Annotated in this window: 15 protein-coding genes; 14 read left to right on the top strand and 1 reads right to left on the bottom strand. The window is 72.0% G+C overall.

Annotated elements, in window-relative coordinates:
* The first annotated feature begins 256 nt into the window (after positions 1-256).
* The 8 genes from CPH93_RS10085 to glgB all read left to right on the top strand — a co-directional run bounded on the left by CPH93_RS10085 (position 257) and on the right by glgB (position 17,487).
* A complete protein-coding gene (locus tag CPH93_RS10085) occupies positions 257-2,050 on the top strand; it encodes an ABC transporter transmembrane domain-containing protein (RefSeq protein ID WP_096212590.1) in 1,794 nt (597 codons plus the stop codon).
* Positions 2,047-3,948, top strand: coding sequence for an ABC transporter ATP-binding protein (locus CPH93_RS10090; protein WP_096212591.1), 1,902 nt, complete (start codon positions 2,047-2,049; stop codon positions 3,946-3,948). Before CPH93_RS10085 ends, CPH93_RS10090 begins: the two co-directional genes overlap by 4 nt.
* Before the next feature lie 390 nt (positions 3,949-4,338).
* Entirely contained in the window at positions 4,339-6,618 is a 2,280-nt protein-coding gene (locus CPH93_RS10095) for a M4 family metallopeptidase (RefSeq protein WP_096212592.1), read from the top strand.
* 286 nt (positions 6,619-6,904) lie between these two features.
* A complete protein-coding gene (locus CPH93_RS10100) occupies positions 6,905-8,533 on the top strand; it encodes a M4 family metallopeptidase (RefSeq protein WP_096212593.1) in 1,629 nt (542 codons plus the stop codon).
* Positions 8,534-9,328: 795 nt separating this feature from the next.
* Entirely contained in the window at positions 9,329-11,332 is a 2,004-nt protein-coding gene (locus CPH93_RS10105) for an alpha-1,4-glucan--maltose-1-phosphate maltosyltransferase (protein WP_096212594.1), read from the top strand.
* Positions 11,329-13,047 carry a maltose alpha-D-glucosyltransferase gene (treS, locus tag CPH93_RS10110; protein WP_093485244.1) on the top strand — a complete coding sequence of 573 codons (1,719 nt, stop codon included), beginning with the start codon at positions 11,329-11,331 and terminating at the stop codon, positions 13,045-13,047. Before CPH93_RS10105 ends, treS begins: the two co-directional genes overlap by 4 nt.
* Before the next feature lie 330 nt (positions 13,048-13,377).
* Positions 13,378-14,886 (top strand): maltokinase N-terminal cap-like domain-containing protein, encoded by a 1,509-nt coding sequence (locus CPH93_RS10115; protein WP_096212595.1) that lies wholly within the window; start codon positions 13,378-13,380, stop codon positions 14,884-14,886.
* 99 nt (positions 14,887-14,985) lie between these two features.
* The gene (glgB, locus tag CPH93_RS10120; RefSeq protein WP_231977260.1) at positions 14,986-17,487 is read left to right on the top strand and encodes a 1,4-alpha-glucan branching enzyme; all 2,502 of its coding nucleotides are present in this window, start codon (positions 14,986-14,988) and stop codon (positions 17,485-17,487) included.
* Between the two features lie 320 nt (positions 17,488-17,807).
* Here glgB and CPH93_RS10125 read toward each other — a convergent pair whose 3' ends face one another.
* The gene (locus CPH93_RS10125; protein WP_096212596.1) at positions 17,808-19,214 is read right to left on the bottom strand and encodes a cation:dicarboxylate symporter family transporter; all 1,407 of its coding nucleotides are present in this window, start codon (positions 19,212-19,214) and stop codon (positions 17,808-17,810) included.
* A gap of 166 nt (positions 19,215-19,380) precedes the next feature.
* Here CPH93_RS10125 and CPH93_RS10130 point away from each other — a divergent pair, with 166 nt between their 5' ends.
* From CPH93_RS10130 to CPH93_RS10155, 6 genes are all read left to right on the top strand, one after another.
* The gene (locus tag CPH93_RS10130; protein ID WP_173909764.1) at positions 19,381-21,030 is read left to right on the top strand and encodes a sensor histidine kinase; all 1,650 of its coding nucleotides are present in this window, start codon (positions 19,381-19,383) and stop codon (positions 21,028-21,030) included.
* Between the two features lie 37 nt (positions 21,031-21,067).
* Positions 21,068-21,748 carry a response regulator gene (locus CPH93_RS10135; RefSeq protein ID WP_096212598.1) on the top strand — a complete coding sequence of 227 codons (681 nt, stop codon included), beginning with the start codon at positions 21,068-21,070 and terminating at the stop codon, positions 21,746-21,748.
* 63 nt (positions 21,749-21,811) lie between these two features.
* Positions 21,812-23,176 (top strand): extracellular solute-binding protein, encoded by a 1,365-nt coding sequence (locus CPH93_RS10140; RefSeq protein WP_096212599.1) that lies wholly within the window; start codon positions 21,812-21,814, stop codon positions 23,174-23,176.
* Complete coding sequence (locus tag CPH93_RS10145; protein WP_173909765.1) at positions 23,173-24,105, top strand: carbohydrate ABC transporter permease; 933 nt, start codon at positions 23,173-23,175, stop codon at positions 24,103-24,105. Before CPH93_RS10140 ends, CPH93_RS10145 begins: the two co-directional genes overlap by 4 nt.
* Positions 24,106-24,108: 3 nt before the next feature.
* Positions 24,109-24,972 (top strand): carbohydrate ABC transporter permease, encoded by an 864-nt coding sequence (locus CPH93_RS10150; RefSeq protein ID WP_096212600.1) that lies wholly within the window; start codon positions 24,109-24,111, stop codon positions 24,970-24,972.
* Positions 24,973-25,121: 149 nt separating this feature from the next.
* A complete protein-coding gene (locus tag CPH93_RS10155) occupies positions 25,122-25,832 on the top strand; it encodes a helix-turn-helix domain-containing protein (protein ID WP_096212601.1) in 711 nt (236 codons plus the stop codon).
* Positions 25,833-25,946: the final 114 nt, after the last annotated feature.

Below are 25,946 nucleotides of genomic sequence, written 5' to 3' on the forward strand. Positions count from 1 at the left end.
CGGCCCTCGCGAGCCGGCCCCGCCCGGCCCCCCGTCCAGCACGCAGGTCCGCCCGGAGCTCCCAGCCGGTACTCGCGCCCGGTACTCCCGGCCGGCGCCGGCCCTCCCCCCCACGACGACCAGTTCTCGCCCCAACTGCCCCCATCCCAGCGGTTTTCCGCCCGACCCGTGTGCATCGCGTCTCATCCCCCGCACGGCCGGCGGAACGCGGCGAGGATGGTCACAGCGCGAGCGCGGACGACAGGGGGAAGACGGGATGACGGACGGCTCAAGGGGCCCGGCCGGCCCGGACCACCGCAGTGCAGGTCGGTACATCTGGTGGCTGGTGCACAGTCAGCGGGGGCGGGTCGCGGCGGGCGCGACGTACGGCAGCCTGTGGATGGTGGGGCTGATGCTGCCGCCCTACGTGCTGTCCCGGGCCATCGACGACGGGCTGGTGCCCGGACGGATGCCGGTGCTGCTGGGCTGGGTTGCCGTGCTGCTGGCGGTCGGGGTGGGCAACGCCTGGCTGGCGGTCATGCGGCACCGCACGATGACCAGGATCCGGATGGACGCCACCTTCCGTACGGTACGGGCCGTCGTGGCGCAGTCGTTGCGGCTGGGCGCGGCGCTGCCCCGTAAGACGACGGCCGGGGAGGTCGTCACGATCGGGATCGGCGATGTCGCGGTGATCAGCCAGACGCTGACGATGACGGGGCCCGGCGTCGGCGGGGTGCTGGCGTATGCGGTCGTCGCCGTCCTGCTGTTGGCCGTCTCCCCGCTGCTGGCCCTGGTGGTGCTGCTGGGCGTGCCGCTGCTCGCGGTGCTGGTGGGGCCGCTGCTGGGGCGGCTGCAGGGGGCCGAGACGCGCTATCGCGAGCGGCAGAGCGGGCTGGCGGCGCAGCTGACGGACCTGGTCGGCGGGCTGCGGGTGCTGGGCGGCCTGGGCGGCAAGGAGGTGTTCGCCGCCCGCTACCGGGAGGCGTCGCAGGAGCTGCGCGCCGAGGGCTACCGGGTCGGTGCGGTGACGAGCTGGGTCCAGGCGCTCGGGGTCGGCCTGCCGACGCTGTTCCTGGCCGCGGTGGTCTGGCCGGCGGCCCGGATGGCGGCCCAAGGGACGATCACCGTCGGCGAGTTGGTGGCGGTCTACGGCTATGCGGCGGCGCTGGTGGTGCCGGTGTCGTTCTTCATCGAGGGCGGCTACGACCTCACCCGGGGGCTGGTCGCCGCCCGCCGGGTCGTACGGTTCCTGCGCCTGGAGCCGGACACCGCGGACGGCCGGCCGGAAGCCGGCGCGGGCCGGGACGTTCCCGAGGCGCCGGCCGTGCTGCGGGATCCGGCCTCCGGAGTCGAGGTGGTGCCGGGGCTGCTGACCGTACTGGCCGCCGCCCGGCCGGCCGAGTCGGCGGCGGTGGTCGACCGGCTGGGCCGGTTCGCGGACTCGGCGGCGACCTGGGGCGCGGTGCGCCTCGACGAGATCGCGCTGTCCCGGGTCCGGGAGAGCATCCTGGTCGCGGACAACGAGGCGGATCTGTTCGCCGGGACGCTGCGCGAGGTGGCCGCCGGCCGGCGGGACCGCAGCGACGAGGAGATCGGCCGCGCCCTGCACACGGCCCTGGCCGAGGACATCGTCCGGGGGCTGCCGGACGGGCTGGACGCACCGGTCGAGGCGCAGGGCCGCAACCTCTCCGGCGGCCAGCGCCAGCGCCTGCGGCTGGCGCGGGCGCTGCTGGCCGACCCCGAGGTGCTGCTCGCGGTCGAACCGACCTCGGCGGTCGACGCCCATACGGAGGCGGGCATCGCGGCCCGGCTGCACACCGCCCGCGCGGGCCGGACGACCGTCGTCACCAGCACCTCGCCGCTGCTGCTGGACCGCGCCGACGTGGTGTGCTTCCTGGTCGACGGGGAGGTCGCCGCGGTCGGCAGCCATCGTGCGCTGCTGGCCGAACAGCCGGGCTACCGGCGCCTGGTGGCGCGCGATGCGGACGAGGCGGAGGGGACGGGTGCCGACGGCCTCGCCCCGGCTCACGCGACCGCGACCGCACCCGCGGCGAAGGAGAGCGCACGATGACACCGACGTCCACGAGGCCCCCCTCCCGGCCCGCCCCGCCGGACGGGGCGGCGCTGCCGGTCGCCGAGCCGGCCGCGACCCGGCGGGCCGCGCTCCGGCTGATCCGGCTCGACCGGCGGGCGTTCGCCCTGATGCTGGTCCTGAACTCGCTGGCCGCCGTCGCCGGTCTGGCCGGGCCCTGGCTGCTGGGCCGGATCGTGGACGCGGTCCGGGACGGCGCCGGGGTGCGCACGGTCGACCGGCTGGCGCTGGTCATCCTGGTGTGTGCGCTGGCCCAGCTGCTGCTCGCGCGGTATGCGCGCTATGCCGGCCACCGCTTCGGTGAGCGGACCGTGGCGCGGGTGCGCGAGCAGTTCGCCGACCGGACGCTGGCGCTGCCCGCGGCGACCGTGGAGCGGGCCGGCAGCGGCGATCTGACCGCCCGCGGCACGACGGATGTCGCCTCGGTCGCCCGGACGCTGCGGGACGCGGTGCCGGAGGTGTTCATCGCGGCGGCGCAGGCGCTCTTCCTGCTCGGTGCGGTGGTGGTCGTCAGCCCGCTGCTCGGGCTGTGCGGGCTGGGGCTGCTGAGCGGGCTGCTGGCGGTCCGGTGGTATCTGCGCCGGGCGCACCGCGCGTATCTGGCGGAAGGGGCGGCCACTTCGGCGCTCGCCGAGCTGCTGGCGGCCACCGCCGCGGGCGCCCGGACCGTCGAGGCCCTGGGCCTCCAGGAGCGCCGGCGGGCGGCGAGCGAGGCGGCCATCGAACGGTGCCGCGCCACCCGTACCCGCACGCTGTTCCTGCGCAGCGTGCTGCTGCCCGCGGTCGATGTCTCGTACGTCGTCCCGGTGGTCGCGGTGCTGCTGGCCGGCGGGGTGCTGCACGGGCAGGGCTCCGCGGGCGTGACCTACATCAGCCTGGGCATGGTCGTCTCGGCGGCGCTGTATCTGCGGCAGGTGTCGGCGCCGCTGGAGACGATCCTGTTCTGGCTGGAGCAACTGCAGAGCAGCGGCGCCGCGTTCGCCCGCGTCGAGGGCCTGGGCCAGGCCCCGCAGTCCCCAGGGACCGCCGCCGCGGCCCTCCTCCCCCATCCCTCCCCGGAGTCCGCTGCGGCGCCCGCCGTGCCCGCCGACGACCGGATCGACGTCACGGCGGTCCACTACGCCTACGACCACGGGCACGACGACGTGCTGCACGGCGTCGACCTGACCGTCCGCCCCGGCGAACGGCTGGCCCTGGTCGGCCCGTCCGGAGCCGGCAAGTCCACCCTCGGGCGGCTGCTGGCGGGGATCGACGCCCCGCGCAGCGGGTCGGTGACGGTCGGCCGGGCGCCGGTCGCGGCGCTGGATCCGGAGGTGCTGCGCCGGCAGATCGTCCTGGTCACCCAGGAGCACCATGTGTTCCTGGGCACCGTCCGGGACAATCTGCGGCTCGCCGCGCCCTCGGCCGAGGACACCGCGCTGCACGCCGCGCTGGCCGCCGTGGGGGCCGAGTGGGCCAGGGAGCTGCCGGACGGTCTGGACACCGAGCTGGGCGCCGGCGGGCACCGCCTCGACGGTTCGCAGTCGCAGCAACTGGCCCTGGCCCGGGTGGTGCTGGCGGATCCGCACACCCTGATCCTGGACGAGGCGACGGCGCTGCTCGACCCGCGCACGGCCCGGCACACCGAGCGCGCGCTGGCCGCCGTCCTCCAGGGCCGTACGGTCATCGCCATCGCACACCGGCTGCACACCGCCCACGACGCGGACCGGGTGGCCGTCATGGAGGGCGGCAGGCTGACCGAACTCGGCACCCACGACGAGCTGGTGGCGGCAGACGGCGCCTATGCCGCGCTGTGGCACTCCTGGCACGGCCGGGGCCCCGCTGGGCAGGACGCCCCGGGGGCCGCTCGTCCCGGGTCCGGATCCGGACGGCCTTGAGCTGCGGTTCGAGCCGTTCCGGCGCCCCCGGGAGCACGGGAGGGGCGTATCCGCCGATCACGGACCGTCCGCCTTCCGGACACGGATTTCGGGCAACGGACGGTTTCCGGCCAATTAGTTGAACGGAGCCTGACAACAAGCCACATGAGGTGGGACTCTTCCCCGCAACCGCCGCTCGGACCCCCACAGCACCAGCCGCTGCGGCAGCGTTTCCCTCAGCACCACCCGCTCCACCGGTACGCCACGCACCACCGGTAACGCCACGTATCACCCGTACGTCTCCCCCCACACGCTCCAAGAGTTCTGCCTCGCTCTGCCCGGACGGCCGATGGGCCGCCCGGTCCCCCTCGGCCGCCCCGTCACGTCGCGGCCACCGCAGAAGGAGTCAGTGTGAGACGCACCCCCCATGGACGCGCCGTTGCGACCGGCGCACTCGTCGCCGTCACGGCGATGCTGGCCGTCGGCGTGCAGGCCGGCACCGGTACGGCGGCCGCCCCGCGGCCGGGCACCACGCATGCCACACCCCGGCCCGGCGCACTGCCGGCCAAGCTGTCCCCGTCCCAGCGTGCGGAGCTGATCAGGGCAGCGAACGCGACCACGGCACACACCGCCCGGGAGCTGAAGCTCGGCGCGAAGGAGAAGCTGGTCGTCAAGGACGTCTCGAAGGACGTCGACGGCACCGTGCACACCCGCTACGAGCGCACCTACGCCGGACTGCCCGTCCTCGGCGGCGACCTCGTGGTGCACCAGAGCAAGGGCGGCGCGCTCAAGGGCGTCACCAAGGCCGTGCGCTCCCAGCTCAGGGTCGCGAGCACCACCGCGAAGGTGCACCCGGCCACCGCAGAGGCAAAGGCCGTCTCGTCGGCCCGGGCGCTCGGCTCGACGAAGACCGAGGCCGCCAAGGCGCCGCGCAAGGTGATCTGGGTCGCCGACGGCAAGCCGCTGCTCGCGTACGAGACGGTGGTCGGCGGGCTGCAGGACGACGGCACGCCCAACCAGCTGCACGTCATCACGGACGCCACGACCGGCGCCAAGCTCTTCCAGTACCAGGGGATCGAGCAGGGCATCGGCAACAGCGAGTACAGCGGCAAGGTCACCCTCGGGACGTCGGGCTCGGCGCCGAACTTCTCGATGACCGACCCGACCCGCGGCAACCACAAGACGTACGACCTCAAGCACGGTTCGTCCGGGACCGGTTCGCTCTTCACGGACGCCGACGACACCTGGGGCGACGGCACCCCGCAGAACGCCCAGACGGCCGGTGTCGACGCGGCCTACGGCGCCCAGGAGACCTGGGACTACTACAAGAACGTGCACGGCCGCAGCGGCATCAAGGGCGACGGCGTCGGCGCCTACTCCCGCGTCCACTACGGCAACAGCTACGTCAACGCGTTCTGGGACGACGGCTGCTTCTGCATGACGTACGGCGACGGCAGCGGCAACGCCGCCCCGCTGACCGCCATCGACGTGGCCGGCCACGAGATGTCGCACGGTGTCACCTCCAACACCGCGGGCCTGGAGTACAGCGGCGAGTCCGGCGGCCTCAACGAAGCGACCTCGGACATCTTCGGCACGGCGGTGGAGTTCTACGCCAACAACTCCGCCGACCCCGGTGACTACCTCATCGGCGAGAAGATCGACATCAACGGCGACGGCACCCCGCTGCGCTACATGGACAAGCCGTCCAAGGACGGGGCGTCGGCGGACTACTGGTCGAGCGGCGTCGGCAACAAGGACGTGCACTACTCGTCCGGTGTCGCCAACCACTTCTTCTACCTGCTGTCCGAGGGCAGCGGACCGAAGGACATCGGCGGCGTCCACTACGACAGCCCGACCTTCGACAACCTGCCGGTCCCGGGCATCGGCCGGGCCAACGCCGAGAAGGTCTGGTTCAAGGCACTCAGCCAGTACATGAGCGCCAACACCAACTACGCGGACGCCCGTACCGCCACCCTCAAGGCGGCGGCGGACCTCTTCGGCCAGGGCAGCGCCTCGTACAACACGGTCGCCAACACCTGGGCGGCGGTCAACGTCGGCTCGCGCGTCCCGGACGGCGGCGGGGTCACCGTCACCAACCCGGGCAACCAGACCAGCACCGTGGGCCAGGCCGCCAGCCTGCAGATCAAGGCGACCAGCGGCACCGCGGGCGCGCTGTCGTACGCGGCGACCGGGCTGCCCGCCGGGCTGTCGCTCAACGCGAGCACCGGTCTGATCTCCGGTACGCCGACCACGGCCGGCACCAGCAATGTCACGGTCACGGTCACCGACGCCGCGAAGAAGACCGGGACGGCCGCCTTCACCTGGACGGTCAACACCTCCGGCGGCGGCAGCGTCTTCGAGAACACCGACGACGTGGCGATCCCGGACGCGGGCGCGGCGGTCACCTCGCCGATCAACGTCGGCCGCTCCGGCAACGCACCGAGCACGCTCAAGGTCGGGGTCGACATCGTCCACAGCTACCGCGGTGACCTGGTCATCGACCTGATCGCCCCGGACGGCACCGCCTACCGGCTGAAGAACGCCAGCGCGTTCGACTCGGCGGCGAACGTGAAGACGACGTACACCGTCAACGCCTCCTCGGAGAAGGCGAGCGGCACCTGGAAGCTGCGGGTGCAGGACGTCTACGAGGAGGACTCGGGCCACATCAACAGCTGGAAGCTCACTTTCTGACCAACGGCCGTACCAAAGAGTCACCTTGGTGTGACATAAGCGGGCCGCCAGAACGAGCCACCTCGCAACAGGCCTGCTGAGCACAGTGATTGGGCGTCGCCCCCGGGTCACCGGGGACGACGCCCAACTCCGTTATACGGACGGCGGACTCCACTCTACGGACGATTTCCAGCCAACTTGTGAACACCCTCCTGACATGCACGCGTTCGAATGGCAGTCTTCCGGACGCACGTCACACCCGCATCGCTTTGCACCCCCACCACTTGGCAAAGTTGAAGGAGCACGCGTGACCCCCCGCATATCTCGCAAGACCCGTGTGACCGGTGGCGCCATCGCCGCCGCGGCTCTGCTCGCCGCCGGTATCGCCGGCACCGCAGGAGCCTCCACCGCCCCGGCCCCCACCAAGGACGGTTCGCCCCTCAAGCTCAGCGCCTCGCAGCGCACCGAGCTGCTTCGCGACGCCGGCGCCGCGAAGGTCCAGATGGCCAAGGAACTCGGCCTGGGCGCGCAGGAGAAGCTGGTCGTCAAGGACGTCATCAAGGACGCCGACGGCACCACCCACACCCGTTACGACCGCACCTACGCCGGCCTGCCGGTGCTGGGCGGCGACCTGGTCGTGCACACCGCCAAGGGCGGCGCGATCAAGAGCACCACCAAGTCGACCGGCAAGTCGATCAAGGTGGCCTCCACCACGGCGAAGATCGCCCCGACCGCCGCCGCGCAGTCGGCCCAGGGCTTGGCCGCGAAGTCGCTCAGCGCCAAGAAGGCCGACGCGCAGGCGCCCAAGAAGGTCGTCTGGGCCGCCTCCGGCACGCCCGCCCTCGCCTACGACACCGTCGTCAAGGGCGTCCAGAAGGACGGCACGCCCAGCCGCATGCACGTCATCACCGACGCCAACAGCGGCAAGAAGCTCTTCCAGTACGACGACATCCGTACCGGCAAGGGCGAGAGCGAGTACAGCGGCAGCGTCGACCTGGGCACCTCCAAGGAGGGCAGCGGCTTCACGCTGACCGACAAGGACCGCGGCGGTCACAAGACCGTCAACCTCGGCAACAGCGAGTCCGGTGAGGGCAAGGCCTTCACGGACGACGACGACAAGTGGGGCACCGGCAAGGCCGACGACCCGCAGACCGCGGCCGTCGACGCCCACTACGGTGCGGCCGAGACCTGGGACTACTACAAGAAGGTCCACGGCCGCAACGGCATCAAGGGCGACGGCAAGGGCGCCACCTCGCGGGTGCACTACGGCAAGAGCTACGTCAACGCCTTCTGGGACGACGACTGCTTCTGCATGACGTACGGCGACGGTGAGGGCGACAAGGCCCCGCTCACCGCCCTCGACGTCGCGGCCCACGAGATGTCGCACGGTGTCACCTCCGCCACCGCCAACCTCACCTACAGCGGTGAGTCCGGCGGCCTCAACGAGGGCACCTCGGACATCTTCGGCACCTCGGTCGAGTTCTACGCCAAGAACGACAAGGACCCGGGCGACTACCTCATCGGCGAGAAGATCAACATCAACGGTGACGGCAAGCCGCTGCGCTACATGGACAAGCCGTCCAAGGACGGTCAGTCGAAGGACTTCTGGGACTCCAAGACCGGGGACCTCGACCCGCACTACTCCTCGGGCGTCGCCAACCACTTCTTCTACCTGCTGTCCGAGGGCAGCGGCCCGAAGGAGATCGGTGGCGTCAAGTACGACAGCCCGACGGCGGACAACAAGAAGGTCGAGGGCATCGGCCGGGACAAGGCCGAGAAGATCTGGTTCAAGGCCCTGACCGAGTACATGACCTCGAACACGGACTACAAGGCCGCCCGTGAGGCGACCGTCAAGGCGGCCACCGACCTGTACAAGGCCGGCAGCCCCGAGGTCAAGGGCGTCGAGGCCGCCTGGGCCGGTGTCGCCGTCAAGTGACGCACCGAGCGGGAACGTGCTGAACGTGCCGGGGTGACCTCACCCTGGAGCGGGCGGTGTCCGGAGACTTCCGGGCACCGCCTTCACGTGTTTCCGGGGGCGAAGGAGCGCGGCGCGGCGTCGTCGGCCGGGCCGTTCCGGGCTGACGCGGCGCCGGCCGGCCCGGCCCAGGAGCGGGGCGCGGGCGCCCTGGGGCATGCCCGCCACCACCTCAACTCCCCTACCTTCCAAGGCATTTCAGGCCGGACAGCGACGGACTCACCGCCCCACCACCCCGCCCCTCGATATGGCCGATTCCACCCCCTCACGCGCCCTTGTACGGACTACTTCCTGGGGGGAGGCTGCCAAGTGACGCCGAGGGGCCCCGGCGCGACACCGGACATCCGCTACACCGCAACTCCGCTGTGATCACACCGAGTTGAGGAGGCGAACGCCGACCGTGTCAGCGCAGCGCCGTGAGCACCCGCGCGGGGGCGAAAGCCCGTCCGCCGGGGCGCGGCGGATCCGCGGTGCGGCACCGGTGCACAGCCCGGCGGACTTCCCGGCCGCCCCTTGCGGGACGGCCCGCCGGGAACGGAGGTCCTCCCGCAGGGGCGACCCCGCGCCGCACCTGCACACCGGATCCACCGGGGCACCGCCGGCCACAGACGGCCGGTGGAGCAGCCCCGCCCCGCCGTGCCATCCGCCAGCCGAGTGAAAGCGGACAGGAGCGCCGATGCCCGCAGCCGTTCCCCTTGCCGTAAAGCGGATACAAAGGACAGAACCCCGCAAAGCACCACAAGCCCAGGTGAGCCCATGATCGGTCGTATTCCTGTTCTGGACATCCGCCCGCAGATCGATTGCGGCCGCCGCCCCGCGAAGGCCGTGGTGGGTGAGACCTTCGAGGTCTCGGCCACCGTCTTCCGCGAAGGGCAGGACGCGGTCGCGGCGAATGTGGTGCTGCGCAATCCGGCCGGCCGCTGCGGCCCCTGGACACCGATGCGGGAGCGGTCACCCGGCACCGACCGCTGGAGCGCCGAGGTCACCCCCGCCGTCGAGGGCCGCTGGTCGTTCACCGTCGAGGCCTGGTCCGACCCGGTCACCACCTGGCGCCGGCACGCCGCGATCAAGATCCCCGCGGGCCTCGACACCGAGCTGATGCTCGCCGAGGGCGCCGAACTCCATGAGCGGGCGGCCGCGGAGGTCCCCAAGAGCGACGGGCGCGAGGCGGTGCTCGCCGCAGTGGACGCGCTGCGCAACCCCGACCTGCCCGCCGCCACCCGGCTCGCCGCCGCCCTCGCCCCCCAGGTCACCGAGGCGCTGGACCGCCATCCGCTGCGCGAACTGCTCACCGTCTCGCGCCCGATGCCGCTGGTCGTCGAGCGCCGGCGGGCCCTGTACGGCTCGTGGTACGAGCTCTTCCCGCGCTCCGAGGGCGCCACCGTCGCACCGGACGGCACGGCCGTCAGCGGCACCCTGCGCACCGCGGCCGAAAGGCTGCCGGCCGTCGCCGCCATGGGCTTCGACGTCGTCTATCTTCCGCCGGTCCACCCCATCGGCAGCGCCTTCCGCAAGGGCCCCAACAACGCGCTGTCGGCCGGCCCGGACGACGTCGGCTCCCCCTGGGCCATCGGTTCGGCGGCCGGCGGCCATGACGCCCTCCACCCCGACCTGGGCACCTTCGAGGACTTCGAGCACTTCGTGCGCACCGCCCGTGAGCTGCGGATGGAGGTGGCCCTGGACTTCGCGCTGCAGTGCTCCCCCGACCATCCCTGGGTCACCCTGCACCCCCAGTGGTTCCACCACCGCGCCGACGGCTCCATCGCCTACGCCGAGAATCCGCCGAAGAAGTACCAGGACATCTACCCGCTCGCCTTCGACGCCGACTTCCGCGGGCTGGTCCGCGAGACCGAGCGGGTGCTGCGCTTCTGGATGGCCAAGGGCGTACGGATCTTCCGCGTGGACAACCCGCACACCAAGCCGGTGGCCTTCTGGGAGAAGGTGATCGGCGACATCAACCGCACCGATCCGGACGTGCTCTTCCTCGCCGAGGCGTTCACCCGCCCGGCCATGCTGCACACCCTCGCCCAGATCGGCTTCCACCAGTCGTACACGTACTTCACCTGGCGCAACACCAAGCAGGAGCTGACCGAGTACCTCACCGAGCTGTCCGGTGAGTCGGCCTCCTACCTGCGGCCCAACTTCTTCGTGAACACCCCGGACATCCTGCACGCCTACCTCCAGGAGGGCGGCCGCCCCGCCTTCGAGGCCCGCGCCGTGCTGGCCGCGACGCTCTCCCCCACCTGGGGCGTCTATGCCGGGTACGAGCTCTGCGAGTCGACGCCGGTACGGCCGGGCAGCGAGGAGTACCTCGACTCGGAGAAGTACCAGCTCAGACCGCGCGACTGGGACGCGGCGGCACGGGCGGGGCACACCATCGCCCCGCTGATCACCACCCTCAACCGCATCCGCCGCCGGCACCCGGCCCTGCAGCAGCTGCGCAATCTGCACTTCCACCAGGTCGACAACGACGCCGTCCTCGCCTACTCCAAGCGCGAGGGGCACGGCGAGCGGACCGACACGGTGCTCACGGTGGTCAACCTCGACCCGCACCACACCCACGAGGCGACGGTGTCGTTGGACATGCCGGAACTCGGCCTCGGCCGGCACGAGTCCTTTCCGGTGCGCGATGAGCTCACCGGCGATACCTACCAGTGGGGCAGAGACAACTATGTGCGCCTGGGGCCGGGCAGCTCACCGGCGCCCGCCCATGTGCTGTCGCTGCGACCGTCCTCACCGATCGGAGGGTCACCCAATTGATCGTCAATGAGCCCGTCCCCGATACCTTCGAGGACACCCCGGCGAAAGACCGCGATCCCGACTGGTTCAAACGGGCCGTCTTCTACGAAGTCCTGGTGCGCTCGTTCCAGGACAGCAATGGCGACGGCATCGGCGACCTCAAGGGCATCACCGCCAAGCTCGATTATCTGCAATGGCTGGGGGTGGACTGTCTCTGGCTGCCGCCCTTCTTCAAATCACCGCTGCGGGACGGCGGTTACGATGTCGCCGACTACACCGCCGTGCTCCCCGAATTCGGTGATCTGGCCGACTTCGTGGAATTCGTGGACGCCGCCCACCACCGCGGCATGCGGGTCATCATCGACATGGTGATGAACCACACCAGCGACCAGCACCCGTGGTTCCAGGAGTCGCGCACCGACCCCGGCGGGCCGTACGGCGACTATTACATGTGGGCCGACGACGACAAGCAGTACGAGGACGCCCGCATCATCTTCGTCGACACCGAGGCCTCCAACTGGACCTTCGACCCGGTCCGCAAGCAGTACTACTGGCACCGCTTCTTCTCCCACCAGCCGGACCTCAACTACGAGAACCCGGCCGTCCAGGAGGAGATGATCTCCGCCCTGCGCTTCTGGCTCGACCTGGGGATCGACGGCTTCCGGCTGGACGCGGTGCCCTATCTCTACGCCGAGGAGGGCACCAACTGCGAGAATCTGCCCGCCTCGCACGCTTTCCTCAAGCGGGTCCGCGCGGAGATCGACGCGCACTATCCGGACACGGTGCTGCTGGCCGAGGCCAATCAGTGGCCGGAGGACGTCGTCGACTACTTCGGCGATTACGGCGTCGGCGGCGACGAATGCCATATGGCCTTCCATTTCCCGGTCATGCCGCGGATCTTCATGGCGGTACGCCGTGAATCGCGCTATCCGGTGTCGGAAATCCTCGCCAAGACCCCGGCGATCCCGTCCGGCTGTCAGTGGGGCATCTTCCTGCGCAACCACGACGAGCTGACCCTCGAAATGGTCACGGACGAAGAACGCGACTACATGTACGCGGAATACGCCAAGGACCCGCGCATGCGCGCCAATATCGGCATCCGCCGCCGGCTGGCCCCGCTGCTCGACAACGACCGCAATCAGATCGAGCTCTTCACCGCCCTGCTGCTGTCGCTGCCCGGCTCGCCGATCCTCTATTACGGCGACGAGATCGGGATGGGCGACAACATCTGGCTCGGCGACCGGGACGCGGTGCGCACCCCGATGCAGTGGACGCCGGACCGCAATGCCGGCTTCTCCTCCTGCGACCCCGGCCGGCTCTTCCTGCCGACCATCATGGATCCCGTCTACGGCTACCAGGTCACCAACGTCGAGGCCGCGATGAGTTCGCCGTCCTCGCTGCTGCACTGGACCCGCCGGATGATCGAGATCCGTAAGCAGAACCCGGCGTTCGGGCTCGGCAGCTACACCGAGCTCTCCTCCACCAACCCGGCGGTCCTGGCCTTTCTGCGGGAGGCACCGGGCACCGGCGGCGCGGACGACGACCTGGTGCTGTGCGTGCACAACTTCTCGCGCTTCGCCCAGCCCACGGAGCTGGACCTGCGGGCGTTCAGCGGCCGCCATCCGGTGGAACTCATCGGCGGTGTCCGCTTCCCGGCCATCGGGGAACTGCCGTATCTGCTGACCCTCGCGGGCCACGGGTTCTACTGGTTCCGGCTGCGCAGAAACTCCGGATAGGCAGCCGGCGCCCTGACCGGGCACGGGTTGCCGGAACGACGCCCGTACGCGGCCGCATGGCGCGTACGGGCGTTTTTTGACCTTTCGCTCGGGCAGCCTCCCTACTATCGCGCGGGCCGGGTGGGCCATCGTCGGTCCCCCCGGCCCGGCAGGGGGACACCGCGCAGCGGAGCAGCACGGGCCCGAATTCCGCTGCCGTACGGACGCTCTCGCACAAGGCGCCCCCGGACTCCGTCTGGGGGTACCCCCACCGCGCCGCCGCACAGTCAAGGCCGCATTCCGGGACACTTAGCCCTATATGTCGTGTGCCCGGGGAAAGGACGCGACGCCATGTCGGACACCGCCTCGACCCGTGCCACCCGCAACACCCCTGATCGCCGCCCGCTCGCCGGCGCACCCGATCTGCTGTCCTCGCTGGCCGCCCTGCTCACCGCATGGGTGCCCCGCCAGCGCTGGTTCGCCGGCAAGGGACGGATGGTCACCGGCTTCGCCCTGCTCTCGGCGACCGAGCTGCTGCCGTGTACCACCGACGGCAGCGCGCCGGGCCTGCTGCATCTGCTCGTCCGCGCCCAGCAGAGCGCCCCGCCGAGCCGTACCCCGGCCGGCGACGACTGCTATCAGCTGCTGCTGGGGGTGCATCCGGCGCCGCCGCCGCAGCTGGCGCCCGCGGTGATCGGCCGCCCCGGCGTCGGTCCGCTGAGCGGCCGCACGGTCTACGACGCGCTGCTCGACAACCGGCTGTGCGGGGTGCTGCTGGAGCGGCTGCGGGTGCCGGGCCGGCTCGGCGCACTGCGCTTCTGCCGCGAGCCGGATGCCGTCATCCCCTCCGGGCTGCCGGCCCGGCCGATCGCCGTCGAGCAGTCCAACTCCTCGATCGTGTACGGCGATTCGTTCATCCTGAAGGTCTTCCGGCGGATCGAGCCGGGCATCAACCCGGATCTGGAGCTGCCCCGGGCGCTGGCGGACGCCAAATGCGCGCGGGTGCCGGCGCCCGCCGCGTGGTGTGAGACGGCGGCCGCCGGGGAGGACGGCGAGGCGACCACGCTGGGCGTGCTGCAGCCGTTCCTGCCGGGTTCGGCGGACGGCTGGCAGCTGGCGCTCAACGCGCTGGCGGTGCGGGCCGACTTCACCGGCTCGGCGCGGGCGCTCGGCCATGCCACCGCGGAGGTGCACACCGCACTCGCGCAGACGCTGCCGACCACCGAGCTGCGCCGCCCGCAGCTCGAAGCGATCGCCGCCCGGATGAACGAGCGGCTGGCGGCCACCGCGCGCGCCGTGCCCGTGTTGCAGCCCTACCGCGCCCGGCTGCGTACCGCCTTCGACGCGCTGGCCGCGCTCGGCCGGGACGGCCGCAGCTGGGCCGCCCAGCGCATCCACGGCGATCTGCATCTGGGCCAGACCCTGCGCTCCGCCGACGAGGGGCGCTGGTCGCTGATCGACTTCGAGGGCGAGCCGGCCCGCCCGCTGGCCGAGCGGCGCCGGCTCCAGCCGGCGGTGCGTGACGTCGCGGCGATGCTGCGCTCCTTCGACTACGCCGCGCGCAGCGGACCGGCCGGCGCCGACCCCTGGGCGCTGGAGTGGGCCCGCCGCACCCGCGACGCCTACTGCCTGGGCTATGCGGAAGCCGGCGGGCTCGACCCGCGCTCCGTGCCCGAACTGATGCGCGCCTACGAGACCGACAAGGCCGTCTACGAGGTGCTTTACGAGGCCCGGCACCGGCCCGACTGGCTGGCCGTCCCGATGGCCGCCGTCCGGCGGCTGGCCGCAGGCGGGGAGCCGGCACTGCGGACGGACGGGTCCGGCGCGGCCCGGTCCGCCGGGTCCGACGGCCGGGGGTGAGGGGCCGCCGACGAACCGCCGCACCGCTGCCCGTACGACCCGCCGCCCGCTGACCCGCCGAGATCCGACCGATGCCCCGCCCCCGAGGAGGCCCCTCCCGTGACCGCCCGCCCGCCGTCCCGTCCGCACCCGCCCCACACCGCGCCCGCCCGGGACGCGACCGACGACAGCGCGGCGGGGCGGTCCGGCCATCCGGCGACGCCCCGGCCGCCGGCCGCCGAGAACCTGACGTCCACTCAGGGGGGTGGCGTCCACGGTCCGTCCGCCGGCGGCCCGTCCACCGGCGGTGCCCCCGTCCCCCGGCTGCCCCTGACCCCGCGCGCGCCCGCGGCGCCCGGACGGACGGAGGGGCTCCCGAGCACCTTCCGTGCGGCCCGTCCGGCGCAGCCGGCGGCCGGCGGGCACGGGGTCCGGGCCGCCGCCCCGCTGTCCGACGAGGACCGCGGCCGGCTGCTGGACGGTGCCCATCACGACCCGCACGGGCTGCTGGGCGCCCACCCCGTACGCAGCGGGCTGCTGATCCGGGTCCTGCGGCCGGGGGCGCAGCGCGTCACCGTCCTGGCGAAGGGGCTGCGCGCCGACCTGCTGCCCGAGGGTGACGGGCTGTTCGCGGGGGTGCTGCCGCTGCGGACCGTCCCGGACTACGAGCTGCTGGTCGACTACGGCGACCACGCGCCGACCGTGCACGACCCCTACCGCTTCCTGCCCGCGCTCGGCGAGCTGGATCTGCATCTGTTCGGCGAGGGGCGGCACGAGGAGCTGTGGCAGGCCCTCGGCGCGCGGATCATGGACCACCAGGGGGTGACCGGCACCCGCTTCACCCTCTGGGCGCCCAATGCCCGGGGCGTCCGGGTCGTCGGCGACTTCAACTACTGGGACGGCACCGGCCATCCGATGCGGTCGCTGGGCTCCTCGGGCGTCTGGGAGCTCTTCCTGCCGGGCATCGGCGCGGGCGAGCTGTACAAGTTCGAGATCACCCGGCCGGACGGCACGAAGACCATGCGCGCCGACCCGATGGCCCGGCGGACCGAGTGCCCGCCGGCCACCGCCTCGGTCGTGGACGCCTCGCACCACCGCTGGACGGACGAGGACTGGATGGCCCGGCGCGGCGAGCGCCCCGTGCACGAGGCGCCGTTCTCCGTCTACGAGGTGCATCTCCCGTCCTGGCGGCCTGGCTTGACGTACCGTCAGCTGGCCGAGCAGCTCCCCGCGTACGTGAAGGACCTGGGCTTCACCCACGTCGAGTTCATGCCGGTCTGTGAGCATCCCTTCGGCGGTTCCTGGGGCTATCAGGTGACCGGGTTCTACGCGCCGACCGCCCGGATGGGCACCCCGGACGACTTCCGGCAGCTGATCGATGCGCTGCACCGGGCCGGCATCGGCGTCCTGATGGACTGGGTGCCGGCGCACTTCCCCCGGGACGACTGGGCGCTGGCGGAGTTCGACGGGCGGCCGCTCTACGAGCACCAGGATCCGGCCCGGGCCGCGCACCCGGACTGGGGCACCCTGGAGTTCGACTACGGCCGCACCGAGGTCCGTAACTTCCTGGTCGCCAACGCCGTGTACTGGTGCGAGGAGTTCCACATCGACGGCCTGCGGGTCGATGCCGTCGCCTCGATGCTCTATCTCGACTACTCGCGCGAGGACGGCGGCTGGACACCGAACGTGCACGGTGGCCGGGAGGACCTCGATGCGGTCGCCTTCCTCCAGGAGATGAATGCGACGGTCTACCGCCGCTGCCCCGGTGTCGTCACCATCGCCGAGGAGTCCACGGCCTGGGACGGCGTCACCCGCGCCACGCACCACGCCGGGCCCGGCGGCTTCGGCGGGCTGGGCTTCGGCCTGAAGTGGAACATGGGCTGGATGCACGACTCCCTCGGCTATGTCGCCAAGGAGCCGGTGCACCGCAAGTACCACCACGGCGAGATGACCTTCTCCATGATCTACGCCTACTCCGAGAACTATGTGCTGCCGATCTCCCATGACGAGGTGGTGCACGGCAAGCGCGCGCTGGTGTCGAAGATGCCCGGTGACTGGTGGCAGCAGCGCGCCAATCACCGGGCCTACCTCGGATTCATGTGGGCCCACCCCGGCAAGCAACTCCTTTTCATGGGGCAGGAGTTCGCCCAGGGTGCGGAGTGGGCGGAGAGCCATGGACCGGACTGGTGGCTGCTCGACCCCTCCTACGAGGCCGAGGCGGACCACCGGGGCGTCCGCGATCTGGTGCGCGACCTGAACCGCCATTACGCCGCCGCACCCGCGCTGTGGGAACGCGACACGGACCCGGCCGGCTTCTCCTGGATCGACGGCGAGGCGAGCGAGGACAACGTCTTCTCCTTCCTGCGCTTCGCCGCCGACGGTTCCCCCCTGATCTCGGTCACCAACTTCTCCCCCGTCGTACGCCACGCCTACCGGCTCGGCGTCCCCGATCACGTCCCCGCCTGGCGCGAGGTCCTCAACACCGACGACCCGCGCTACGGCGGCAGCGGTGTCACCAACCCCGGCCCCCTCACGACCGAACCGACCCCCTGGAACGGCCGCACCGCATCCGTCTCCACCGTCCTCCCCCCACTGGCCAGCCTCTGGCTACGACCGTCCTGACCACCTCACGGCTGATGGTGGTCGGACCCTTCTGCCGCGGCTGCGGCACCCCCGCCGAACAGCTCCGTCCCCGACGTCGCTATAGCCCGTTCCTCCTTGTTCGTCCCCCCCGCGCAGCCGGCTCCGGCCGACCGCGCCTTCCCTGTCATTCACATGGTGTCAGGGGGCACTGACAATCGACCCTGGCCGAGAAAACCACAGGTCAGAGGGGTCGGAGAGGGGCGTGCGGCGCGGGTCGCGCGGCAGCCGCCCGCGCGGTCACGACGAAGGGGCGGGTGCCGTAGCCGGCACCCGCCCCTTCCCCTCCCTTGCGCTCCGGATCAGACCGGGGCGGACGCCTTCTCCGCCCCGCCGTCGCGCGGCCCGACGACGTCCGCGGGACCCGGCCCGGCGGGCGCCTCGTCGGCGAGCGACTTCTCGTCGAACGGCACCTTTCCGGCCAGCACCTGCGCCACCCGGCCCTTGTCGATCTCCTTGGTCCAGGTGCCGATCAGCACGGTGGCCACCGCGTTGCCCGCGAAGTTGGTCAGGGCGCGCGCCTCGCTCATGAAGCGGTCGATGCCGACGATCAGGCCGACGCCGTCGACCAGTTCCGGGCGGTGCGACTGCAGGCCGCCGGCCAGCGTCGCCAGGCCCGCGCCGGTGACACCCGCCGCTCCCTTCGAGGCGATGACCATGAACACCAGCAGCGAGATCTGCTGGCCGAGCGGCAGCGGCTTGCCCATCGCCTCGGCCACGAACAGCGAGGACATCGTCAGGTAGATGGCGGTGCCGTCGAGGTTGAAGCTGTAGCCGGTGGGGACGGTGATGCCGACCACCGGCTTGCTGACGCCCAGGTGCTCCATCTTCGCGATCAGCCGGGGCAGCGCCGACTCCGAGGAGGAGGTGGACAGGATCAGCAGGAACTCCCGGGCGAGGTACTTCAGCAGCAGGAAGATGTTGATCCCGGCGCAGAGCCGGAGCAGCGTGCCGAGCACCACGAGCACGAACAGCAGACAGGTGACGTAGAAGCCGACCATGATGACGGCCAGCGACTTCAGCGCGTCCAGGCCGGTCTCGCCGACCACCGCGGCGATGGCGCCGAAGGCCCCCACCGGTGCCGCCCACATGATCATGGCCAGCACCCGGAAGACCAGCTTCTGGAGGTGCCCGACCCCGCGCAGCACCGGCTCGCCCGACGGGCCCAGCGCCTGCAGTGCGAAGCCCACCAGCAGCGCCACCAGCAGCGTCTGGAGCACCTCACCCTGGGTGAAGGCGGAGACCAGCGTGGTGGGGATCATGCCGAGCAGGAACTCCGGCAGCGACTCGCCGCCGCCGGAGGTCTGGGCGTGGCCCGCGTGCCGCACGGTCTCGGTCAGATGCAGACCGGAGCCGGGGTCCAGGATGTTGCCGACGACCAGGCCGATGGCCAGCGCGACGGTCGACATCACCAGGAAGTAGCCGAGCGCCAGCCCGCCGACCGCGCCGACCTTGGCGGCCTTACGGACCGAGCCGACGCCCAGCACGATGGTGCAGAAGATGACCGGCGAAATCATCATCTTGATCAGGTTCACGAACCCCGTGCCCAGCGGCTTGAGCTGGACGGCGACACCGGGGGCGGCGAAGCCCACGATGATGCCGAGCAGCACCGCCCCGATCACGGCGAGGTAGAGGAAGTGGGTCCGGTCCCGCTTCGCCGGCGCGGTCTCCTCGGTGGTGCCCCCACGCGGTGGGGTCTGTGCAGCCACGGCTGCCTCCTCTGGTCTTCGGCTGTGCGCTGATCTGCGGCTCTGTCACACAACAAAGTCCCGGCGACTATGCACGCCGTTGTGGCGCCCGTCACCCTTACGTACATTTCGTTCACGCGAAAGTGACCGTGCAGACGGTTTCGCGGTCTCCGTGCACACTGTTCGCATGCGACTCCCCCGACCCCGGCCGCCCCGACGGCTGCGGGGTCCCCGCAGCCTCGCCGGCCAGCTCTTCGCGATGCAGGTCGTGCTGGTGGCGGTGGTCGTCATGGGCTGCGCCGTCTTCGCGTACCTCAGCGCGGGCCGGCAGGCGGAGGAGACCGCACAGCGGCAGGCGACCGCGGCCGCCACCGCCGTCGCCGACTCGCCGGCCGTCGTGGCGGCGGCCCGCAGCACCCACCCGACGGCCGCGCTCCAGCCGTACAGCGAGCGGCTGCGGCGCGATGCGGGCGTCGACTTCGTGGTGGTGATGGCCACGGACGGGACCCGCTGGACGCACCCGGAGCCGTCCGCGATCGGCAAGAAGTACCTCGGGCACATCGGTCCGGCGCTGCGCGGGGAGATCTTTACCGAGACCCACATGGGGGTGCTCGGCCCGTCCGTACGCGTCGTCGCCCCGGTCCGCGACCCGCAGCGCGGCGGCCGGATCACCGCACTGGTCAGCTCCGGGATCACCATCAAGACCATCAGCGCGCAGCTGCGGGACCAGGTCCTGGCGCTGGCCGGGGTGGCGGCCGCGGCGCTGGCGCTCGGCGGCCTGGGCACGTACGTGATCAACGCCCGGCTGCGGCGGCACACCCACGGGATGAACGCCGGCGAGCTCAGCCGGATGCACGACTACCACCAGGCCGCGCTGCACGCCGTCCGCGAGGGTCTCCTGATGCTCGACGGGCAGCGCAGGGTCGCCCTGATCAACGACGGCGGGCAGGAGCTGCTGGGGCTGTCCGGCGACGCGGTGGGCCGCCCGGTCACGGAGCTGGGGCTGCCCCCGGCGCTGACCGAGGCGCTGCTGGCGCCCGGCCCGCGGGTCGACGAGCTGCAGCTGACCGGCGAGCGGGTGCTGGTGGTCAACTCCTCGCCGGTCTCCGGCGGTGAGCGGCGCGGCAGCGTGGTCACCCTCCGCGACCACACCGAACTCCAGGCGCTGTCCGGCGAGTTGGACTCGGTACGCGGTTTCACCGAGGCGCTGCGCTCGCAGGCCCACGAGGCCGCCAACCGGCTGCACACCGTGGTCTCGCTGATCGAACTGGGGCGGTCCGAGGAGGCCGTGGAGTTCGCGACCGCGGAGCTGGAGCTGGCCCAGGCGCTGACCGATCAGGTGGTCGGGGCGGTCGCCGAGCCGGTGCTCGCCGCGCTGCTGCTGGGCAAGGCGGCGCAGGCCAACGAGCGCGGCGTCGACCTGACGCTGACCCCGGACAGCCGGATCGACGACGGGCTGCTGCCGCCCGCTCTGCCGGCCCGTGACCTGGTCACCGTGCTGGGCAACCTCCTCGACAACGCCATCGACGCCGCGGCCCCGCCCCGCGGGCACGGCGCCGACGGCCCGCCGCGCGTGACGGTCACCGCGCGCGCGGCCGACGGCGAACTGCTGCTGCGGGTGGCGGACAACGGGCCGGGAGTCGCCGCGGACGCCGCCCAGGAGATCTTCCAGCGGGGCTGGAGCACCAAGCAGAGCGCGGCGGGCCGCGGCCTGGGCCTGGCCCTGGTGCAGCAGGCGGTCCGCCGCAACGGCGGTGCCGTGACGCTGGACCGGGCCCCGGAAGGCGGCGCGCGGTTCACCGTACGGCTGCCGCTGCGGGCGGGGGCGACGGCATGAACACGACGGCCGGCCGGGCCACGGAAGGAGGTGCCCGGTGACCCCCGCCGACATCCGGGTCCTCGTCGTCGAGGACGACCCGGTCGCCGCCGACGCGCACGCCCTGTACGTCGGGCGGGTACCCGGTTTCACCGTCTCCGGCACCGTGCACTCCGGCGCCGAGGCCCGCCGCCACCTGGAGGCGCACGCCGTCGATCTGCTGCTGCTCGACCTCTATCTCCCCGACGGCCACGGGCTGGCACTGGTGCGCACGCTGCGCGCGGCCGGGCACACCGCCGACATCATCGCGGTCACCTCCGCCCGCGATCTGACGATGGTGCGCGAGGGCGTCTCGCTCGGCGTGGTGCAGTACGTCCTCAAGCCGTTCACCTTCGCCACCCTGCGCGACCGGCTCACCCGCTATGCCCGGTTCCGCGCCACCACGGGCGAGGCCAGCGGGCAGGACGAGGTGGACCGGGCGCTCGCCGCGCTGCGCGCACCCCAGCCGGCCGCGCTGCCCAAGGGGCTGACCGCGGCCACCCTGCGGGCGGTGACCGATGTGCTGCGGGCCGCCGGCGGCGGGCTGACGGCCACCGAGGCCGCCGCCGACGTGGGCATCTCGCGGATCACCGCGCGCCGCTACCTCGAACATCTCGTGGTGAGCGGCCGGGCCGCCCGCGCCCCCCAGTACGGCCAGGTCGGCCGCCCCGAATTGCGCTATCGCTGGTCGGGGCATTGACCGGCTGTGACCGGTGACTTACTTTCAGCTGGCAGCCCCTCGTGGCCAGTTGGAGGTCGTGCCGTGCGCCCCACCGCCCCGCTGATTCTGCTCGCCGCCGCCGTCGTGGCCGCCGGTACGCTCACCGCCTGCGGCAGCGGGCCGGCCGGCGACCGGAACACCGTCAAGGTCGCCTTCATCAAGGACACCAACAGCAAGGTCACCGTCCGGGACGACTATGTCCGCCTGGTGGCCCGGCAGTTCGAGAAGCGCCACCCCGGCAAGAAGGTCCGGCTGATCCCGATCCAGGCGTCGGAGAACGACTACTACACCAAGATCCAGCAGATGATGCGCTCCCCGCGGACCGCACCGGACCTGGTCTACGAGGACACCTTCCTGGTCAACTCCGATATCACCGCGGGGCTGTTGCGCCCGCTGGACGCGCAGCTGAGCACCTGGAAGGAGTGGCGGCAGTTCGAGCCGGCCGCGAAGGCCGCGGCCCGGGGGCAGGACGGCCACACGTACGGCGTCCCGGACGGCACGGACACCCGCGGGCTGTGGTTCAACAAGAAGATCTTCAAGAAGGCCGGGCTGCCGGCCGACTGGCGGCCCCGGACCTGGGACGAGGTGCTGGACGCGGCCCGGACGGTCAAGCGCAAGGTCCCCGGTGTCATCCCGCTGAACGTCTTCACCGGCAAGGGCGCGGGCGAGGCCGCCGTGATGCAGGGGTTCGAGATGCTGCTGTACGGCACCGGCGAGAACCAGCTCTACGACCCGGGCAGCAAGAAATGGGTCACCGGCACCCGGGGCTTCCGCGACAGCCTGGCCTTCCTCGACACGGTCTACAAGGAGAAGCTCGGGCCCGAGGTGTCCGATGCGCTCAGCCCCAACATCCAGACCAATGTGGCCGCCGAGCTGCTGCCCGAGCAGAAGCTCGCCATCGACCTCGACGGCTCGTGGCTGGGCCAGCAGTGGCAGAAGACGGGCGGCGGCAACCCGTGGCCCGCCTGGTCGGCCACGCTCGGCCAGACCCCGTTCCCCACCCAGCACGGCGCCCCGCCCGGCAAGGTCAGCCTGGCCGGCGGCTGGACCTGGTCGGTGCCGCGACAGGCCCGGCAGCCCGAACTGGCCTGGCAGCTGATCGAGACCTTCCAGTCGCAGCCCAACGCCCTCGAATGGTGCGTACGGGGCGCCCAGATCGCGGTGCGCAAGGACGTCGCGGCCGATCCGCGCTACCGCAAGTCCGTGCCCGGCATCGGCTTCTTCACCGGTCTGGTCCCGATCAGCCGGTACCGGCCCGCGCTGCCCGACTACCCCAAGGTCGCCGCGGCGATCGGCGAGGCGATGGAGGCGGTCACCGCCGGGGACGCGGGACCGGCCAAGGCGGCCCGGGACTATGACGCGTCGCTGCGGTCGATCGTGGGCGGCCGGACCGTCGCCAAGCCGTGACCGCCGGCGCCGCCGCTTCCGCCGGGCCCGCCGCAACCTCAGCCGCCCCGCGGACCCCGCACCGCACCCCGGCACGCACCCGTCTGCTGCGCTGGGCCCCGCTCGTCCCGGCCACCGTCCTGCTGCTGCTCTTCCTCGCCGGCCCCATCGCCTACTGCGTCGGGATCGCCTTCACCGACACCCAGCTGACCGGCCAGGAGTCCGCGTCCTTCGTCGGCCTGGCCAACTTCCGGCATGCGTTCGGCGACCCGGCGTTCCGCAACGCCGTGGTGCTGACGCTGGTGTTCACCGTGGTCTCCTCGGTCCTCGGGCAGAACACCCTGGGCCTGGCGCTGGCCGCTCTGCTGCGCCGCGCCTCGCGGCCCGTACGGACCCTGACCGGGGCGCTGGTGATCACCGCCTGGGTACTCCCGGAGATCGTCGCAGGCTTCTTGCTCTACACCTTCTTCGAGCGGCGCGGCACCCTCAACGCCCTGCTGGCCTGGCTCCATCTGCCCGTCCAGAACTGGCTGTTCACGCTGCCCATCCTCGCGGTGTCGTTCGCCAACGTCTGGCGCGGTACGGCCTTCTCGATGCTGATCTACTCCGCGGCGCTCGCCGGGATCCCCACGGAGGTCAGCGAGTCCGCCGAGGTCGACGGGGCGGGCGGGCTGCGGCGGCTGTGGCACATCACGCTGCCGATGATCCGCCGCTCGGTCGGCACCAATCTGATGCTCAACACCCTCCAGACGCTCTCCGTCTTCGGGCTGATCTGGGTGATGACACGGGGCGGTCCGGGGAACCGCAGCCAGACCCTGCCGGTGTTCATGTACGACCAGGCGTTCACGAAGTCGCTGATCGGCTACGGCACCGCGGTGGCGCTGCTGTTGCTGGTGGTGGGGGCGCTGTTCTCGGCCGTCTATCTGCGCCTGCTGCGCGAGGAGGTCTGAGCCGTGCCGCGCCCCCGCCGCCCCCACGCGCTGCGACGGGTTCCGAGCCGGCGGACCCGCCACCGGCTGGCCGCCGACGCCGGACTCCTGGCCGTCGCGGTGGCGTTCGCGACGCCCCTGGCCTGGCTGGTGCTGTCGTCGCTGGACGCGCGGGCGACGCTGCGGGTGCGGCTGCCGAGGTCCCCGACGCTGGACAACTTCTCGGCGGTCTGGACCGACGAGATCACCTTCACCCCGATGCTCAACAGCCTGCTGATCTGCGGCGGGGCCACGCTGCTCACGGTGGTCTGTGCGGCGCTCGCCGCCTATCCGCTCTCCCGCTTCCGCGCGCGCTTCGCCCGCCCGTACCTGCTGACGATTCTGTTCTCCACCTGTCTGCCGATCACGGCGGTCATGGTCCCGGTCTACGGGCTGTTCGTGCGGGTCAATCTGATCGACACCCAATACGGCACCGCGCTGTTCCTGGCCGCCGCCCAACTCCCTTTCGCCATCTGGCTGATGAAGAACTTCATGGACGGGGTGCCGCGGGCCCTGGAGGAGGCGGCGTGGACGGACGGCGCCTCCTGGCGGCAGACCCTGCTGCGGGTGATCCTGCCGCTGATGGGGCCCGGGTTCGGCGTCGTGGCGATCTACACCTTCATCATGATGTGGGGCAATTTCTTCGTCCCCTTCATGCTGCTGCTCTCCCCCGAACAACTCCCGGCCTCGGTCAGCATCTTCACCTTCTTCGGCAATTACGGCGCGATCGCCTTCGGTGAACTCGCGGCCTTCTCCGTCCTGTATTCGACGCCGGTCCTCGCGCTCTACCTCCTGATCTCCCGGCGGCTCGGCAGCGGCTTCGCGCTCGGCGGCGCCGTGAAGGGCTGACGAACCCGGCGGCGCCGTGCAGGGCCGAGGAGCCCGGCGGCCGGCCGCGCCCCTGGCCGGACCGGGAAACCGGCCGGCTGGTAGCTTCCTACGACTTTCCGGCTTGGTCATCCGCACCATAGGTGCCCCCGCACCCCGTCACTTACCGTGTGCCGGTGCATACGCAAGCCGGGGAGCCCCGCCGGCCACCCTTCGACGCCGAGGCCGCCCGCCGGCTCCGCGAGGCCCTCGGCATGACCCCCGCCCATGTCGCGTACGGCATCGCGGCCGCCTACGGCATGCCGCTGTCGCCCGCGACCGTGACGGCCTGGGAAGCGGGCGAGCGTGCCCCCTCGGAGGCCGAACTGACCGCGCTGGCGGGTGCCCTGTGGTGTGCGCCGGGCGAGCTGCTGGGCGCGCCGGGCACCCTGCACCAATACCGGCTGGCGCTCGGCCTCGCCGCCGCGGACCTCGCGCGGCGGATCGGCATGGACCCGGCCGGGTACGCGCGCCTGGAGGCCGGCGGCCGCTGGCGCGGCACCGAGCGGCAGGCCGCGGCGCTCGCCGAGGCGCTGGCGCTGCCGCTGCCCGCCCTGATCCGCTTCACCGGCCGGGACGCCCTGCTGACCGAGCTGCTGACCAGCGCCGCCACCACCCGCTGGCAGGCCTACGTCCGGCCGGTCGGCAAGGTGGTGCCGCTGCCCAGGGCGCGGCTCCGGGAGGTGCTGCAGGACCTGCACGCCGACTACCAGGCGACCATGGCCGCTACGCTCCATTGGGGCGGCGGGGAGCGCGCCGAGGAGTCCGGCCGGGCCGGGCGCGCGTTTCTCGACGGCATCCTGACGGAATTCTGGGCACGGGCGGGCGCGGCGCACCACTGAGGCACCCCTAGGGGCGGGCACCGCGCGCCCCTGAACTCGCCCGGCATCCCCGGGATTTCCCGTCGGTCCGAGGTCGGAGGGGCGTCCGTCCAGAGGATGACGCCGGGGGCGGCG

The organism is Streptomyces sp. 2323.1 (assembly GCF_900221035.1).
Taxonomy (GTDB): Bacteria; Actinomycetota; Actinomycetes; order Streptomycetales; family Streptomycetaceae; genus Streptomyces; species Streptomyces sioyaensis.